Source organism: Falsihalocynthiibacter sp. S25ZX9, from assembly GCF_041205405.1.
In the GTDB taxonomy this organism is placed as follows: Bacteria; Pseudomonadota; Alphaproteobacteria; order Rhodobacterales; family Rhodobacteraceae; genus Falsihalocynthiibacter; species Falsihalocynthiibacter arcticus.
The window spans coordinates 1-300 of the sequence record NZ_JBGFCD010000246.1; the positions used below are offsets into that span (position 1 = coordinate 1).

Genomic DNA, 300 nt, shown 5'->3' on the forward strand with positions numbered 1-300 from the left:
CGATACCCTCGGCCACAACCCAGTTAAAAAAGCGCCGACATACAGCGCCTATGGCGTGCCTTGCTCCACCAAGCTAGAAGCTCTAGCGGGCCCGGCGGCAATGATCACAGTGAAGCTTTCGGCGAGCTGTGCGCCAAGCGAAACGTTTGTGCTTCGCCAAGGGGAACTTGCGGTAACGGGGGTAACCACTACGGTAGGTTTGGCCGAGCTTTCACATCCAGCGATGTCAAAAGACCCCACTATTTCTGTCACGTTCGCGGGTGGTCAAAGTGCGGTAACGACCTTGCACGTGAGTGATTT

General features: G+C 56.0%; 1 protein-coding gene. It reads left to right on the forward strand.

Going from position 1 to position 300, the window contains the following annotated elements; translation table 11 throughout:
* Positions 1–300, forward strand: a 300-nt coding sequence (locus AB9F29_RS22110; RefSeq protein ID WP_369757276.1) for a hypothetical protein, incomplete at both ends; no start/stop codon positions are given.